This is a genomic window from Clostridium estertheticum, from assembly GCF_011065935.2.
Lineage (GTDB): Bacteria > Bacillota > Clostridia > Clostridiales > Clostridiaceae > Clostridium_AD > Clostridium_AD estertheticum_A.
Genome location: NZ_JAAMNH020000001.1, coordinates 3,237,350 through 3,252,175, shown reverse-complemented (window position 1 = coordinate 3,252,175; position 14,826 = coordinate 3,237,350). Strand labels below are relative to the sequence as shown.

Below are 14,826 nucleotides of genomic sequence, written 5' to 3'. Positions count from 1 at the left end.
CACTATGATATTATTTTTTAGATAACAGCACTTGATGTTGCACCATTGGGGATTCAGTGTGATTTTTAGGGGGAATATGCGAATGAAGCCTTATATAAGCGTAATTATACCAATCTATAACGCGGAAAAATATTTGAATAAATCAATTAATTCTGTATTAAATCAAACAATAAAAAACATAGAAGTTATTCTTGTAGATGATGGTTCGTCTGATAAATCAGGCCAAATTATAGACAAGTATGAAGAAGAAGATTCAAGAATTGTGGTTATTCATCAAAAAAATCAAGGGGTTAGTGTTGCTCGAAATGCAGGAATGTCTATTGCAAATGGACAATATATCGGATTTATTGATCCTGATGACTGGGCCCAGGAAGAGATGTATGAGGTGCTATATTCAAAGGCAATAAAAAATAACTGTGATATAGTTATCTGCGATTTTCAAATGGAAGACATTAATGGACATATTTCAGAGGTTATCAAACATCCTTTTAAAAGTGGTGTTTTAATGGAACAGGATATTATAAAAGATGAAATTTGCATGCAAATGTTGATTGCTGGCATTTTTACTTCTGTAAACAATAAAATCTATCTTAGATCATATTTAGAAGAAAATAAAATAAGATTTCTCCCTGGTATTAATATAAGAGAAGATTATTTTTTTAATATGGATTTATTCAATTACTCAAAACGAGTGTTCTATATTTCTACACCCTATTATCATTATCAAAATGTTCCTAATAGTGCTTCAAAACAATATCATAAACATGAATTTGAAGTGGTTTTAAAATTATATGAATATAAAATTATGTACTTAGAGAATTGGAAGCTAAATTCAAGAGAAGTTAGGTATAAAATGTCCAGTGATTTTCTGAGGGAAGTCAAGGATGTTGCAATGTATGTTTTTGATTCTAGTAATTTGGATAATTTCAAAAGTAAAGTTGAAAAAATCAGGAGCATTGTTAATAATCCAACAGTTGAAAAGAGTTTTGATGATTATAAGTATGAAAATATAATATATAAAAATAGTATAATCGAGGATATTATAATTAATTTATTAAAAAATAAATCAGTAATATTATTATCCACTATGTCTTTGATTGCTAATATAAAACACAGGATAAGTCTTAAAAAATAGGCTAGCTAAAATTAAAAAATAGACTACTTTTCAATTAAGTAGTCTATTTTTTATGTAAGAATTAAATTTATTATAATCCTATTATTTATTAGCTACAATGTACTAGCCGTACCTTGATCTAGTATAGAGCCTTTATTGTATCTAACAATAGTATTCTTAGCGTTTTGTATGTATATTGAATAACCAGAGCTTAAGGTCTTACCGAGATCAATATTATTTTCAACTGTATTGTTAGTAGCATTTTCTCCCCTTACTTGTATAACAAAGTAATGATTAACTACAGTTCTTGTATCTGAAACTGTGTTGCTACTTACGGTGCAATTAGAAGTGTTTACTAATCTGATCGCAGGCTCTTGCTCACCTAATATGGAATTAACATTTGTGATTTTATTATTATATATTTTACTATTTGTGCTATAAGTATTTGTATGAACTGAAGTTAGAACTATACCTTGACCAGTTATATCATGCACAATATTACTAAATATTGAAGAATCAGAAACTTCAGCCACAATGCCTGTATAACAGTTATAAACTGTATTCTCAGTTACTGTTATGTTATTTGATATTGTCATATCTGACTCTAGCATATTCTTATCAAGACCAACAGTTATACCACTATTACAATTATAAGCAGTATTACCTTTAATGAGAACTTTAGTAGCATTAACAACTAATATTCCACTAGCAGATTTTTTACCGTATACTACATTATTGGTTATTGTTATATCATGAGATAGACCATTTACATTTGTGTTATAAATAGCTATAGGCTCAGACATCTGATTTATATTGCCATGAATTATATTGTTATCTATCGTGATATTACTACTTGCAGCTTTTGTTGATATTATGCCACAGTCTGTATCATATATTTCGTTGTTTTTTATGGTAATATTATTGCAATTATTTTCAAGTACGATTGCCAGTGACCAGCTATTGTGTAAATAACAGTTAGTAACAGTTACATTAGTACTCTCATAAAAGGAAACTAAGTATGATCCCCACATATCGGTGCCAGGAACAAGATCTTTATTACCATTTATTTTTAAACCTGTAAGTGTAATATTTTTTTCTTTTTCAGCAGTTAGCACACTACCCCAAACTCTAATATCTGGTGAGGCTATTAATTCAGCACCTTGAGTAGAAAAATAAGTTATATCACTTTCTAGGTATATATCCTTTGCATAATAACGGCCACTTCCGAAATCTACGGATGTGATTCCCTTAGTTTTGGCAGCTTGTATAGCACTATTTATAGCAGCGCTGCTGTCAAAGGTAGAATAACCACTTTCATCAATTGAATGTGCACCAAAGTCTTTAATATTAATAGAATTAGTTAAAGTACTGGTAGCGGTAGTAACAGGTGTAGTTACAATAACAGGAGTGGTTACAACAACGGGAGTAGTTACAACAACAGGAGTAGTTGTAGTAGTGGTAGTAGTTTTTGGAGTATTTTTAGAAACACGGCTTGTCCATCTTGTACTAGCACTAACATTTGAACTTATAAATAACATTGTAAATAAGAGTACCGCACTTGATTTTACAATACTTTTTTTAAACACATTAATACACTCCTTTTATTTTGGTGGCTAGGCTACCATTCGTGAGAAAGGCCCTTTAGCTTTGCGTCCTTACTTTTCAATAAGTTTGCTATTGTCGGTAAAAAAAGTTTTAAATAGTACCTATGAAGATTATTTTTGCAAAAAACAAAAACTCTTAATTTGGTGGCCAGGCTACCATTCTTACGAAAGGCCCTATAGCTTTGCGTCCTTATTTTTCAATAAGTTTGCTATTGTCGGTAACAGTTTTACCAAATTATATTAAATTTATACTAAATATTTTAGATATTTAGTGATATTAATATAGCATAATAAAATTGGGTGGTCAAGCTACATTTTCATGATATATATATATTTATATATTATGGATAATTATTCTGAAAAAAACATAAAAAATATTAATATTAGAAATATATTAGTATAAATTAGTTAAAAACAATTGTATAATATGGTATCTATTTAATAAAACTTTCCATTTAAAAGAGGGGTATAAATTATGAAAATATTAATTACGGGAGCGAATGGTCAGCTAGGTAGAGAGCTAGCTAAACAATATAAAGATAAAAAAGGTATTGATTTAATACTTACTGGTTCATCGGATTTGGATATAACAAACCTTAAGGTAGTATATAGCTTTATTAATGAAAGAAAACCAGATGTAATTATCAATTGCGCTGCACTTACGGCTGTGGATAAGTGCGAGACAGAAATAGATATGGCATATAAGATAAATACAATAGGTGCTAAAAATTTAGCCTCAGCTGCAAATGAAATTGGTGCAGAAATTGTCCAAGTATCAACAGACTATGTTTTTGGTGGTAATATAGATAAACAACTAACAGAGTTTGATGAAGTTAATCCGCAGACGGTCTATGGAAAAACAAAACTTGCAGGAGAATTATTGGTTAAAAGTCATAATCCTAAGCACTATATAATAAGAACCGCATGGCTTTATGGAGATGGAAATAATTTTGTAAAGACCATGCTTGCTTTAAGCAAAACAAATAAAACATTAAAAGTTGTTAATGACCAAAAGGGAACACCTACCAGCACCGTTGATTTAGCTAGAGTGATAATAAAACTTGTAGAGGATAAGAATTACGGTGTTTTTCATTGTACATGTAAAGGCCAGTGCACATGGTATGAATTCACTAAAGAAATATTTAGACTTAAAGGTATTACTACAGAAGTTTTGCCTTGTAGCACGGATGAATTTCCAAGAGCGGCAAAAAGACCTGAATATTCAGTACTTAGAAATTATACCCTAGAATTAACTACTGGTGATATAACTAGAAGTTGGCAGGATGCAATTAATGAATATTTGCTTTAATAAGATAACTAAGGTAGCATAAGAAATGTACATAACAAAAGGTGTATTTTATGGATAGGTCACTAAAAAGTAAAAATCATAAATGCCAGTATAAATAAAGAGATAGAAGGTCAACTAATTCTATGTCTTTATTTTTTTAAGATGGAATAGCAAATACAATTGAGTATATGCATTTGAAAGTGGGTAAGGTTTGTCGCTTACCATTAATATCATTAGGCAAGACAGTTTTTGTTTTAGCTGCATATTTTTACATGGTAAAGGTTTATAAAATATATAAATTGAATGTTATGAAATAGAAAAAAAGAATTTAAGGATATTTAGTAAAAGAAGGAAAAACAAGTAATTATGTAGAATATATAACTAAAATACTTAATTATAAGGAGCTACAAATGGAGATTTATAGTGCATTAATATATTTTGTAATAGCTTTAATAGTTTTTCTCTTAATATTAGTTTCTGTTCTTTCAAGAAATATTTATCTGCGAACAAAGGCGGAGAAAGAACTTATGATAAAAAATGAAGAGGTTACAGCTATCTACGAGGAAATGGCTTCATCTGATGAAGAGTTAAAGGAAAATTTACAAGTATTAATAGAAAATCAAGAACAACTTAGGAGAAGTGAGCAAAGATATAGAATTGTAGCAGAGTCAACCATGGACATTATTTGGGAGGGCGACTTGGTTGCTAAAAAACGTTTTTTCTCTGAAAAACTGTATGATATTCTTGGTTATAAAAGTTGGGAGATGGAACCTTTTAATGCTTGGTTTGATATTGTTCATCCAGAAGATATTGAAAGGGTAAAGAAAAATATTAAAAAACAAATCCAAGAAAAAATTGCTATAGAATCTTTTGAATACAGAGTAAAGTCTAAAAATGAATGTTATAAATGGTTACGCTCCAATACTAAGTGTGAGTTTGATGAAAATGGATCTGCTACTGTAGTATTTGGAGCTTTTACTGATATTACTAAAATAAAAGACCAACAAGAAAAAATCAATTATCTAGCTTATTATGATTCTATAACAGGCCTTCCCAATAGAGTTAAGCTGTGTGAAATAGTAACTGAGGAAATTGAAAAATGCGAGGAGACCAATAAAAAATTTGCATTATTCTTTATGGATTTAGACAATTTTAAATTTGTGAATGATTCTTATGGTCATTCAACTGGAGACAAGCTTTTAGTTTATGTTGGTGAAAGATTGAGTGAAATCCGAAATGAAAATACAATGGCATTTAGGCTTGGAGGGGATGAATTCATCATTTTAATCAAAGATACTCTGGATAAGAGTGAAGTAGAACTCTATTCTAAAACTTTGATTGAGACCTTAGCCACTCCTACTTTTATTAATGGGAATATGTTTCGTATTACCCATAGTAGCGGAATTGTTTTTTATCCGAGCAACGGGACCACTTTTGAAGAACTTCTAAAAAATGCTGATACAGCTATGTATAAATCTAAAGAGTTAGGAAAAAACACACATACTTTTTACAAAAAAACAATGGGTGATACTGCAATGGAAAAAGCAAAAATGCAAGAAAATCTACATAGAGCTATAGAAAATGATGAGTTTGTGCTATATTACCAACCAATAATTGGTGTTGAACAAGGGGGTATTCATGGATTTGAAGCCCTGATTCGCTGGAGACAACCTGAAAACGGGCTTATTTTTCCTGATAAGTTTATCAGGGCGGCCGAAGAAAATGGGAGCATAATACAAATAGGGAAATGGGTGATTATTAATGCTTGTAAGTATGCAAAATCTGTTTATGACAGTGGCTTCACAAATTTTTATGTTTCTGTAAATGTTTCAGCGCTTCAACTTTTGCAAAAAAGATTTTACAGATTTTGTCTTAAGTACTCTTAAGGATATTGGGCTTTCTCCGAAATTATTACTAATTGAGATTACAGAAACCGTATTGATGGAATCAATGGATTTGGTAATTAAAAAATTGAAGATATTAAGAAATAATAATATCAGAATAGCTTTGGATGATTTTGGATGTGGATATTCTTCGCTTACATATCTTAAGATGTTACCGATAAATACTATAAAAATAGATAAATCATTTATTGATGATATAGAGTCTGAAGATGATGTAAAAAGCATGGCAGGAGCTATAATTCTTTTAGCTAAGCAGTTAGGGTTAAGTGTTATCGGCGAAGGTGTGGAAACAGTTGATCAATTAAATTATTTAAAAAATAATAATTGCGATATGTTTCAAGGGTATATTGCATGTAAGCCCGTTCCTGAGATAGAACTAACTAAGCTACTAAAAGAGAGTTTGGCTAGCTAATATATAACCAAATATATGCTAAAATCAAAATTAGTACAGTTTGTATTCTCAATACTTTGAAAAATGAAAAATTATTTATTAAAGATATCTTTAAATATTAAATGTATTAGGATATAATATAATTACATACACAAGAAGAAATATACATTAAAATGAATTATAAGGAGTACATTATGAGAAAAGTTTATAAGGACCCAAAAGCCTTAGCAGCGTGTTTAAAGGATTTAGTAGATTTTTATTTAGACGATGTTATGACATATGAGAAGCTAGAAGAAAAAATTAACATTTTAATTAATGCAAACGAGGATAGGCTTTATAAGGATGGAAACATATCTTTAAAAATATCTAATGTTTTAGGTATTTCTAGAGTAGAGATTATTAATAAGGTATTCTCAGAAAGACAAAGTTAATTCGTAGTTAAAAACAATGATTACGCATAAATTACTTGTATATATATCCATATAATTATATAATATATTAAAAGTAAAATCATTAAATAGTAAGGAGTGTTATAATGGCTAAAAATAAACCGGCCTTTCCCTCAAGTAATAACAAGTCTTCTAATGGTCAAGAATCTAAAGGTGACATTAAAACTCCTTTACCAACACCAAAGAAAACTGTAAGAGGTAACTCAAGAGGACAATAAATATAAGTAATGATTTATGATTAAATTAAAAAAGGGTAGCAAATAACTAATTTAAAGTTAGTTACTTGCTATCCTTAACATCTTAGTGGCAGTTCATCACCGCGGATGGTGATTTAATCATTAGTTCTAATTATTGCTTCCTGCCATCCACCCTTGCTATAGAGGTAGTACCCATACAAACAGATAATTAAGTTACTTGAGCTCATAGAAATCCATATTCCCGTGGAGCCAACGGTTGTAAAATATTTAAAAAGCAATATCATAGGAAGTCTTACAAACCAAAGTCTACTTATTTCCATATTCATGGAGTATTTCGTGTGGCCGGATCCTTGAAATATACCTTGAAATACGCTGAATATACCCATTAGGGGCATTGAAAAAGAAATATAAATTAAATAAACAATAGCTTCAGATATTACCCGATTGTCATCCTTAGAGCGTATAAAAAAATTTACTACTGGTTTATCTTGCCATATAAGCACTATACATCCTAAAATTGAAATGCTTATGGTAAGTTTTAAAGCCTTAACAAAAGCTTCTTTAACCCGTTCTAATTGACCGGAGCCAAGATTTTGTCCAACAATAGCTGTTAGTGAAGCGCCAATTCCCATAGCAGGTTGCATAATAAGCGAAGTAATTCTATTCACCATACCAAAGGCAGCAAGTGTTGAAGTTCCATAGGATACAATAAACCCATTAAGGATTATAAAACCAAGTGCTGAACCTGTTTGTCCAATAGCAGATGGTATGGCAACCTTAAATAGTTTATTTAATATTTTTTTATCAAAATTAAAGTTTTTAAAGCTTGGTTTTATTTTTGAAGTGGATTTATGCAATATATATAATCCAGCGCCGGCAAGAAGAGCCTTTGATGTAATAGTAGCTATAGGGGCCCCTGCAATGCCCATATTAAATTTAAATATAAATATGGGGTCTAAAATAGCATTTATAATAACACTTATAGAGCTTAATATAGTAGGTGTTAAAGTGTTCCCTTGTGAACTCATAATGGCATTAAAGCAGAAAAATAAAAAGGTAAAGGGCATATCTAAAAAAGTTATCCTTAAAAAAATCTCACTATAATGAGCCAAATCACCCTTTGCTCCCATAACATTTATTATAACAGGGCTCATTAAATATCCTACAAATGAAAAACAAATAGCACACACAACTGCAATGGCAATAAGCTGAGAGGAATATTGCGAGGCTTTGTCGTATTTTGCTGCACCGATAAATTGAGATAAAATTGATGTTCCTGCAATAAATAATCCAATTCCTATAGATATAAATAGGAACATAACTGGCCACACAAAGGATACAGCTGCAAATTGTATTGAACCTAATTTACTTACCCAAATTCCATCAATTAAACTATATAAAGTCTGTATTAAATTACTAATCATTATTGGTGCTGCCAAGGTTATTATTACCTTGTACATTGAACCTTGTAGTATAAGATTCTTTCTTTCCTTCATGTCCATAAATTAATCCCCCAATTTCATTAAAAGTGTTATAATAGTAAGCACATTATCCATTATATCATTTTTAATTTAAACTGATAAGTTAACTACTTAATTTATTATTACTAATTTAAAAATATTATACAAAAAAGATAAATCAAGTCATTATATAATAAATATCTAATATTATTTTATATTTATATAATAATTTGTGATGAATGAAGGGTTTATTAATTTTACGTAGAATACTTTACTAGAAAACTACAAAATTACAGAAACTAGAGAAATATAGATTAGAACACCATAATCTTATTTTTTTTCGAGGAGGAAATTTATGAACTTCAAGATAGGGACGAACAAAAGTAAGACACTTAGCATTTTTCTTGCGGCAGTTTTAGTTATTACAGAATTGCTTTTATTAATGCCCAGTGTTCAAACTTTTGCCCAAAATGGCAAAACAAAGATAATTGTCCATTATGCTAAAACCACAGCCAGTGATTTAAAATGGAACATGTGGATGTGGCCCGATAAAAAAGATGGAAGTAAGTTTGAATTTAATGGCAAGGACGAATTTGGTCAGATCTGTGAAACTAACTTTGATGGAGATCTTAATAAAGTAGGATTTATTGTGCGCACGGATGAAGGGGAAAAAGACACTGTTGATGATAGATTTATACAGCAATTTAATAATAGGGTTGGAGAAGTTTGGCTTAAAGGAGGGGACCCTAAAGTATATTATTCTCTAGCCGAAGCTAATTCAGTAGATACCAAATTGCCAGTAATTCCTGTAACTGCAATAGAGAAACCAGGTGAATTTACAGTTGCAAAAATAGATGACATGAATAGCATAAGCATAGAAACAAACGTAGCATTTCCATTTACATCACAAGGGAATGAGGGAATTACAGTTAAGTCAGATGGAGAAAATTTAACTATAAAAAAAGTAACAAGTGATCAAGTAACAATGGGTACTACAACAGTTGCCAAAATAGAGCTTAGTGAAAATGTGAACCTAAGTAAAAAATTTACAGTCTCAAAGTTAGGCTTCCCGGATAAGGAAGTGGTGTTTGGAGATGTAATGAAAAGTGCAGGTTTCGAAAAATTGTTTTATTATGAAGGAAATGATTTAGGCAATACTTATTCCAAAAGTAAAACAAGCTTTAGGGTATGGGCGCCAACAGCAACTGAGGTAAAGCTTGTAACCTATGAAAAGTGGAATGATAAAAGCGGAATTGACTCTAGTATGAAAAAAGGTGAAAAGGGAACTTGGACTCTTGACTTAAATGGAGATCAAAAGAATGTTTTTTATACATATAAAGTTAATATTGGGGGCGTTTGGACAGAAGCTGTGGATCCTTATGCTCGTTCTGTGGCTGCAAACGGAGACAAAGGTGCGGTTATAGACTTAAAGGGAACAAATCCTGAAACATGGAATCCAGGTGAAAAGCCTAATTTTACAAATTTAAATGATGCTATTATATACGAATTACACGTTAGAGACTTTTCTATAGACAAAAACAGTGGCATGGAAAACAAAGGAAAATATTTGGCTTTTACTGAAAAAGGAACAAAAGGAACTGATGGTAAGCGGACAGGTGTTGATTATATAAAGGATTTAGGAGTGACACATGTGGAACTTATGCCAATATTTGATTACGCTAGTGTGGATGAAACGTCAACTAAGGCACAATATAACTGGGGCTATGATCCTAAAAACTACAATGCGCCTGAAGGAAGTTATTCAACTGACCCATACAATCCGGTTGCGAGGGTTAGAGAATTAAAACAAGCAGTACAATCTCTTCACGACAATGGATTAAGGGTAAATATGGACGTAGTTTATAATCATATGTATAGTAGCAATGATTCTAATTTTAATAAATTAGTACCTGGGTATTACTTTAGATACGATAAAGATGGTGCGGTTTCAAATGAGAGTGGTTGTGGAAATACCATTGCTTCAGAAAATGTAATGGCAAGGAAATTCATTGTGGATTCTGTGATGTATTGGGCAAAAGAATATAATTTAGATGGATTTAGATTTGACCTTATGGGCCTACTTGATATAAAGACAATGAATGAAATCAGGAAAAAACTAAGCAGTTTAGATCCATCAATTCTCATTATTGGAGAAGGATGGGATATGGGTACCACTCTTTTAAACGATGCAAAAGCAACACAAAAAAATGCCAGTAAAATGCCTGAAATATCACTTTTCAACGATACTATAAGAGATGGCATAAAAGGTAGTGTATTCGATGCAAAGGCCAAGGGTTTTGTGAATGGTAATGCTTATGGAGAGGCAGATATTAAAAGAGGAATAGTTGGAGGAATTGATTATTCGAGTTTTATAAAAACCTGGGGAAAGATTGCCCCGCTTCAATCTGTAACTTATGCCGAGGCTCACGATAATAATACATTATGGGATAAACTACTTTTAACAAACCCAAAGGATAGTAATGAAATAAGATTAAAGATGCACAAAATGGCAGATTCTATTGTGCTTACGTCACAAGGTATTCCCTTCTTTCAAGCGGGACAGGAGTTTTTAAGAACAAAAGGTGGAAATAATAACTCATATAAGTCTAATGATACTGTAAATAAGCTAGATTGGACACTAAAATCTAAAAACGTTGACACAGTTAATTATTTCAAAGGTTTGATAAAGTTAAGAAAGGAACATCCTGCTTTCAGAATGACTTCAGCGGAAATGATTAAACAAAATTTAAAATTTTTAGCAGCTCCAGAAAACGTGGTAGCATATGAAATAGCTCACAATGCTAATATGGATACTTGGTCTGACATCGTAGTAGCTTTTAATGCAAATAGAGAAGATATAACCATTAAATTATCTAAGAAAAGCACGTGGAATATTGTAGTAAATGGAGAAAAATCAGGTGTTAAAACTATAAAACAATTTAAGGGTGATTTATTAGTAGTACCTGCACTCAGTTCAATTATAATTTATAATGCATCTGAGAATATATTTACATCCTTACCCTTTTGGATTTATACTATACTTGCATTATGTGGAGTTACTTACATAATATTGTTTTTAAAGGGTAGAAAGAAAGCTTAGAATTACAACATATTGTATATTTTTTAAAAGTCCTTATAGTAAAATATAAGGACTTTTAGGTTATCCATAAGATTCTACAGAATTTATTTTGTTCTTATTTACTTTATTTGGAGACATGTCTATAATAAGAATGTAAATCGGATTAAAAAGGGAGATTTTAAGATGGTAAAAACACTGATTTTTATATTAATTTTAATTATTATTGCTATTATTATAGTAGGTTGGCACTTTTCTAGTATTATTATATCTCCTAAAGTTGCAAAATATAATTATACCTACGATTATGAAATAGAAAAAGGTAAAATAGAAGTAGAGGGATTTAATAACTTGGAAAAACAAGAAGTATATCTAGATTCAAATTATGGTTATAAAATTCATGGTTTCTTCTTTCCAAATAAAGATTCAAAAAAAACTATAATTTTATGTCATGGAATAACTTGGAGTTTATATGGTTCTGTAAAATACATGGATATGTTTTTAAAAAGAGGCTTTTCTGTTTTTATTTATGATCATAGAAATCATGGCTTAAGTGGTGGGAAAAATACTTCCTATGGTTATTACGAAAAGTTTGATTTGAAAAAATGCACAGATTGGATATTTGATAAATTAGGAAAGGATATTATAGTTGGTTTGCTTGGCGAGTCTATGGGCGCTGGTATAGCTCTTCAAAATATTGCAATAGACCCGCGAATTAGCTTTTGTATAGATGACTGTGGATACTCTGATGCACAAGATTTGTTTAAACATAGATTAGAAAAAGATTATAATATAAAAAAGCTTCCTTTAGTAAAATTAGCAAGTAAAATAAGTAAAATTAGAGTTGGATGGGAATTCAAAGATGTTTCACCTATAACTACTCTACCTGAAGTAGAAATTCCAATATTGTTTATTCATGGTGAAGAAGATGATTATGTGCCTACTTTTATGTGTAATCAAATGTACGCAGTAAAGAAGGGCTATAAAGAAATATATATTGCACCCAGTACCGGTCACGCGGAAGCATATTGGAAGAACAAAGATGAATATGAAAAAAAAGTTGATGGGTTTTTAAAAGCTATAAACATAATCTAGCACAGCAGATAATATTCACAAGAAAATTTCGGAAGGGATAGTTAAACAATTTTCACAAAAGTTCAAATAATCCCTAAGTATTGTGATATACTGATACTATAAGTAAAAATATAAATAACGTACCACCTTTATAAGGTGGTTTTTATATTGTAGAAAGGAAGGTGCGCTTTAATGTTTCAGCTAGTACAAAAGGATAACAATTACTTATATACAACAAATTATTCCAAAGATGAAGAAAGTCTATGTAAAATGGAAATAAAATGTCTTTTTAATAAACCACTCCATGAAAAACACTTATTTTCTGATATCTACGTGGATCTCTCTAGAAGTCCTTTTATAAAAAAGTGCATTTCCATAATGTATATTGGACAAACAATGAAGCAAATTATTGATCAAATTGTTATGGACAAACTGGCTAGTGTAAATTATAAGGTTACTTATATCAATGCCACTGATGAAATCATGGGCTTTCATGAAGGACGTAGCATTGAATTTGAAATAGGCTTTAATATACTGGGAGAAGCTGAAATGAAAAATCCTGAAATAACTTTTGGTATCACAAAAGTAGATAATAAATGGATATTTGGTGAATGTGAAAGCAATGCCTCTGATTGGTTATTTCATAATAAAAAGCCTTTTTCTTATTCTAATGCTCTAAAGGTGAATGTTTGTAGGGCCCTTGTTAATATAGCTGTAGGTAATAATCTAGATTGTAGTGTTGTCGATCCTTGTTGTGGCATTGGAACAGTACTAATTGAAGCTATCTCAATTGGAATTAATATTAAAGGTTATGAAATAAACCCATACATAGGTAAAAATGCCAAGGCAAACCTTCGGTATTTTGGATATGAAGATGTAATAACTATCGGTGACATGAATGACATCCAAAATAAATTTAATGTGGCCATCGTTGATCTTCCCTATGGCATATTTACTCAAATTACCGCAGAGGAGCAGTTAGCTATTATGGAAAGTACCCGTCGAATAGCAGATAGAATGGTAATCATTACTTTTGATGATATGGAGCAGCAAATAACCTCTGTGGGGTTTAAAATAGATGAAAGATGCACTGTGTCAAAAGGAACCTTTACAAGACATATATACGTATGCAGTTAATAGGATAAAATAAATAGCCCTGTTATTTAACGTGAAACTATTATATAATATAGATTATGATATTGACACAATATAGTGAGGTATTAAATATGGCAAAAAAAAATAGTAGAAATAATGATCTTTTATATAATTTTAAGGCAAAGGGTTCCGCCCAGATATACTCTTTATTGATTAAACTAGTAAACGAGGATAAAGAAGATTTAGCACAAGTGGTGATAAAAGTTGATTATTTATTAGAATATGCAAGTTCCTGTATAAAGCAAAAGGACTTTGAAGAAGCAAATGAAAGTCTAAATAAGGCTAAAAGTAGAATAGATATGTTGAAAAATCAAGACGTTAATATAGAATACCTTGAACATTTATATACTGGAATTGCTAAAAAGGTGAAATTATAATGGAGTAAGTGTATTTGCTTAAAAACAAATATACTTACTCCATCTTTCTATTATACAGGCAACTTTTGTTTTTTTTAAAAAGTTGTGAATTTTAATTAAAAATATGATTAATAGAATAGTTCACTATCTTATTCTTTTTCCTGAAATCATATCTACAATAAACACTATTGCAGCGACTACAAGTAAAGTGTGAATCAATCCGCCACCAATCCTAAATATAAGCCCTAAAACCCAAAATAATACTACTATTCCACCTATCCAGCGTAAAAACCCCATCTACAACACTACCCTTCACATATGTATTTACTTAATATATATGTGAGGCTATTATACCAATAAACTTATATATTTACAATATATTAATACTTTTCTACGAAGTAATAGAAAAATAAGCATACTTGCTTAAGCACAAATATACTTATTTGATTTTTACTACTATAGTGTTAGCATTATTTTTTATTTTTAAAAAAGTGCTTAAATTGAGTCATAAGCGATTATCATAATAGTTTATGAAGTTCTTCTTTTTCCGAGAAACAGATCCACGATAAAAACTATTGCAGCTACTATAAGTAGCAGATGAATCATACTGCCACCAATTCTAAATATAAGGCCTAGAGCCCAAAAGAATACTACTATTCCGCCTATCCAACGTAAAAATCCCATATAAACCACTACCTTTCACATATATTTTTTTTGTTAAATCTATTCAAATATTATAATGACCTAAATATAGCTAA

General features: G+C 30.5%; 14 protein-coding genes and 2 riboswitches. Of the genes, 10 read left to right on the top strand and 4 right to left on the bottom strand.

Translation table 11 applies throughout. The features are described from left to right. Nucleotides 1–82: 82 nt before the first annotated feature. A complete protein-coding gene (locus G9F72_RS15450) occupies nt 83–1,135 on the top strand; it encodes a glycosyltransferase (protein WP_202054817.1) in 1,053 nt (350 codons plus the stop codon). A 92-nt stretch (nt 1,136–1,227) separates the two neighbouring features. Here the strand turns inward: G9F72_RS15450 and G9F72_RS15445 are convergent, their stop codons facing one another. Beyond that, complete coding sequence (locus G9F72_RS15445) at nt 1,228–2,700, bottom strand: right-handed parallel beta-helix repeat-containing protein (RefSeq protein ID WP_164955544.1); 1,473 nt, start codon at nt 2,698–2,700, stop codon at nt 1,228–1,230. A 19-nt stretch (nt 2,701–2,719) separates the two neighbouring features. Continuing rightward, nucleotides 2,720–2,800: riboswitch (cyclic di-GMP riboswitch) on the bottom strand. 58 nt (nt 2,801–2,858) lie between these two features. After that, nucleotides 2,859–2,939: riboswitch (cyclic di-GMP riboswitch) on the bottom strand. Between the two features lie 254 nt (nt 2,940–3,193). Between G9F72_RS15445 and rfbD the strand changes: the two genes are divergently transcribed. From rfbD to G9F72_RS27145, 5 genes are all read left to right on the top strand, one after another. Next, nucleotides 3,194–4,027, top strand: a complete 834-nt coding sequence (gene rfbD, locus G9F72_RS15440; RefSeq protein WP_164955543.1) for a dTDP-4-dehydrorhamnose reductase — start codon at nt 3,194–3,196, stop codon at nt 4,025–4,027. A 389-nt stretch (nt 4,028–4,416) separates the two neighbouring features. Further along, on the top strand, nt 4,417–5,892 hold the full coding sequence (locus tag G9F72_RS15435) for a putative bifunctional diguanylate cyclase/phosphodiesterase (protein ID WP_164955542.1): 1,476 nt from the start codon (nt 4,417–4,419) through the stop codon (nt 5,890–5,892). Continuing rightward, nucleotides 5,831–6,322 carry an EAL domain-containing protein gene (locus G9F72_RS27150; protein WP_164955541.1) on the top strand — a complete coding sequence of 164 codons (492 nt, stop codon included), beginning with the start codon at nt 5,831–5,833 and terminating at the stop codon, nt 6,320–6,322. Before G9F72_RS15435 ends, G9F72_RS27150 begins: the two co-directional genes overlap by 62 nt. A 173-nt stretch (nt 6,323–6,495) precedes the next feature. Further along, nucleotides 6,496–6,732, top strand: coding sequence for a TIGR04540 family protein (locus tag G9F72_RS15430; RefSeq protein ID WP_164955540.1), 237 nt, complete (start codon nt 6,496–6,498; stop codon nt 6,730–6,732). A 104-nt stretch (nt 6,733–6,836) separates the two neighbouring features. Then, on the top strand, nt 6,837–6,968 hold the full coding sequence (locus G9F72_RS27145) for a hypothetical protein (protein WP_263486937.1): 132 nt from the start codon (nt 6,837–6,839) through the stop codon (nt 6,966–6,968). Nucleotides 6,969–7,081: 113 nt separating this feature from the next. On the opposite strand, the gene G9F72_RS15425 is transcribed toward G9F72_RS27145, so the two are convergent. Then, nucleotides 7,082–8,449 carry an MATE family efflux transporter gene (locus G9F72_RS15425; RefSeq protein WP_164955539.1) on the bottom strand — a complete coding sequence of 456 codons (1,368 nt, stop codon included), beginning with the start codon at nt 8,447–8,449 and terminating at the stop codon, nt 7,082–7,084. A gap of 313 nt (nt 8,450–8,762) precedes the next feature. On the opposite strand from G9F72_RS15425, the gene pulA reads away from it, so the two are divergent. The 4 genes from pulA to G9F72_RS15405 all read left to right on the top strand — a co-directional run bounded on the left by pulA (nt 8,763) and on the right by G9F72_RS15405 (nt 14,089). After that, the gene (pulA, locus tag G9F72_RS15420) at nt 8,763–11,507 is read left to right on the top strand and encodes a type I pullulanase (RefSeq protein ID WP_202054816.1); all 2,745 of its coding nucleotides are present in this window, start codon (nt 8,763–8,765) and stop codon (nt 11,505–11,507) included. 162 nt (nt 11,508–11,669) lie between these two features. Next, nucleotides 11,670–12,578, top strand: coding sequence for an alpha/beta hydrolase (locus G9F72_RS15415; protein ID WP_164955538.1), 909 nt, complete (start codon nt 11,670–11,672; stop codon nt 12,576–12,578). Between the two features lie 171 nt (nt 12,579–12,749). Continuing rightward, the gene (locus G9F72_RS15410; RefSeq protein WP_164955537.1) at nt 12,750–13,694 is read left to right on the top strand and encodes a TRM11 family SAM-dependent methyltransferase; all 945 of its coding nucleotides are present in this window, start codon (nt 12,750–12,752) and stop codon (nt 13,692–13,694) included. 89 nt (nt 13,695–13,783) lie between these two features. Further along, on the top strand, nt 13,784–14,089 hold the full coding sequence (locus G9F72_RS15405; RefSeq protein WP_164955536.1) for a hypothetical protein: 306 nt from the start codon (nt 13,784–13,786) through the stop codon (nt 14,087–14,089). 123 nt (nt 14,090–14,212) lie between these two features. Here the strand turns inward: G9F72_RS15405 and G9F72_RS15400 are convergent, their stop codons facing one another. Next, nucleotides 14,213–14,365: a lmo0937 family membrane protein gene (locus tag G9F72_RS15400; RefSeq protein ID WP_164955535.1), complete on the bottom strand. Its 153-nt coding sequence runs from the start codon at nt 14,363–14,365 to the stop codon at nt 14,213–14,215. A gap of 231 nt (nt 14,366–14,596) precedes the next feature. Next, nucleotides 14,597–14,752 carry a lmo0937 family membrane protein gene (locus tag G9F72_RS15395; protein ID WP_164955534.1) on the bottom strand — a complete coding sequence of 52 codons (156 nt, stop codon included), beginning with the start codon at nt 14,750–14,752 and terminating at the stop codon, nt 14,597–14,599. Between the last annotated feature and the right edge of the window lie 74 nt (nt 14,753–14,826).

Coding starts and splice junctions, on each gene's coding strand:
- G9F72_RS15400 (WP_164955535.1), bottom strand. CDS start 14,365: ATGGGGTTTTTACGCTGGATAGGTGGAATAGTAGTATTATTTTGGGTT.
- pulA (WP_202054816.1), top strand. CDS start 8,763: ATGAACTTCAAGATAGGGACGAACAAAAGTAAGACACTTAGCATTTTT.
- G9F72_RS15405 (WP_164955536.1), top strand. CDS start 13,784: ATGGCAAAAAAAAATAGTAGAAATAATGATCTTTTATATAATTTTAAG.
- G9F72_RS15415 (WP_164955538.1), top strand. CDS start 11,670: ATGGTAAAAACACTGATTTTTATATTAATTTTAATTATTATTGCTATT.
- G9F72_RS15450 (WP_202054817.1), top strand. CDS start 83: ATGAAGCCTTATATAAGCGTAATTATACCAATCTATAACGCGGAAAAA.
- G9F72_RS27145 (WP_263486937.1), top strand. CDS start 6,837: ATGGCTAAAAATAAACCGGCCTTTCCCTCAAGTAATAACAAGTCTTCT.
- G9F72_RS27150 (WP_164955541.1), top strand. CDS start 5,831: ATGTTTCAGCGCTTCAACTTTTGCAAAAAAGATTTTACAGATTTTGTC.
- rfbD (WP_164955543.1), top strand. CDS start 3,194: ATGAAAATATTAATTACGGGAGCGAATGGTCAGCTAGGTAGAGAGCTA.
- G9F72_RS15395 (WP_164955534.1), bottom strand. CDS start 14,752: ATGGGATTTTTACGTTGGATAGGCGGAATAGTAGTATTCTTTTGGGCT.
- G9F72_RS15430 (WP_164955540.1), top strand. CDS start 6,496: ATGAGAAAAGTTTATAAGGACCCAAAAGCCTTAGCAGCGTGTTTAAAG.
- G9F72_RS15410 (WP_164955537.1), top strand. CDS start 12,750: ATGTTTCAGCTAGTACAAAAGGATAACAATTACTTATATACAACAAAT.
- G9F72_RS15425 (WP_164955539.1), bottom strand. CDS start 8,449: ATGGACATGAAGGAAAGAAAGAATCTTATACTACAAGGTTCAATGTAC.
- G9F72_RS15435 (WP_164955542.1), top strand. CDS start 4,417: ATGGAGATTTATAGTGCATTAATATATTTTGTAATAGCTTTAATAGTT.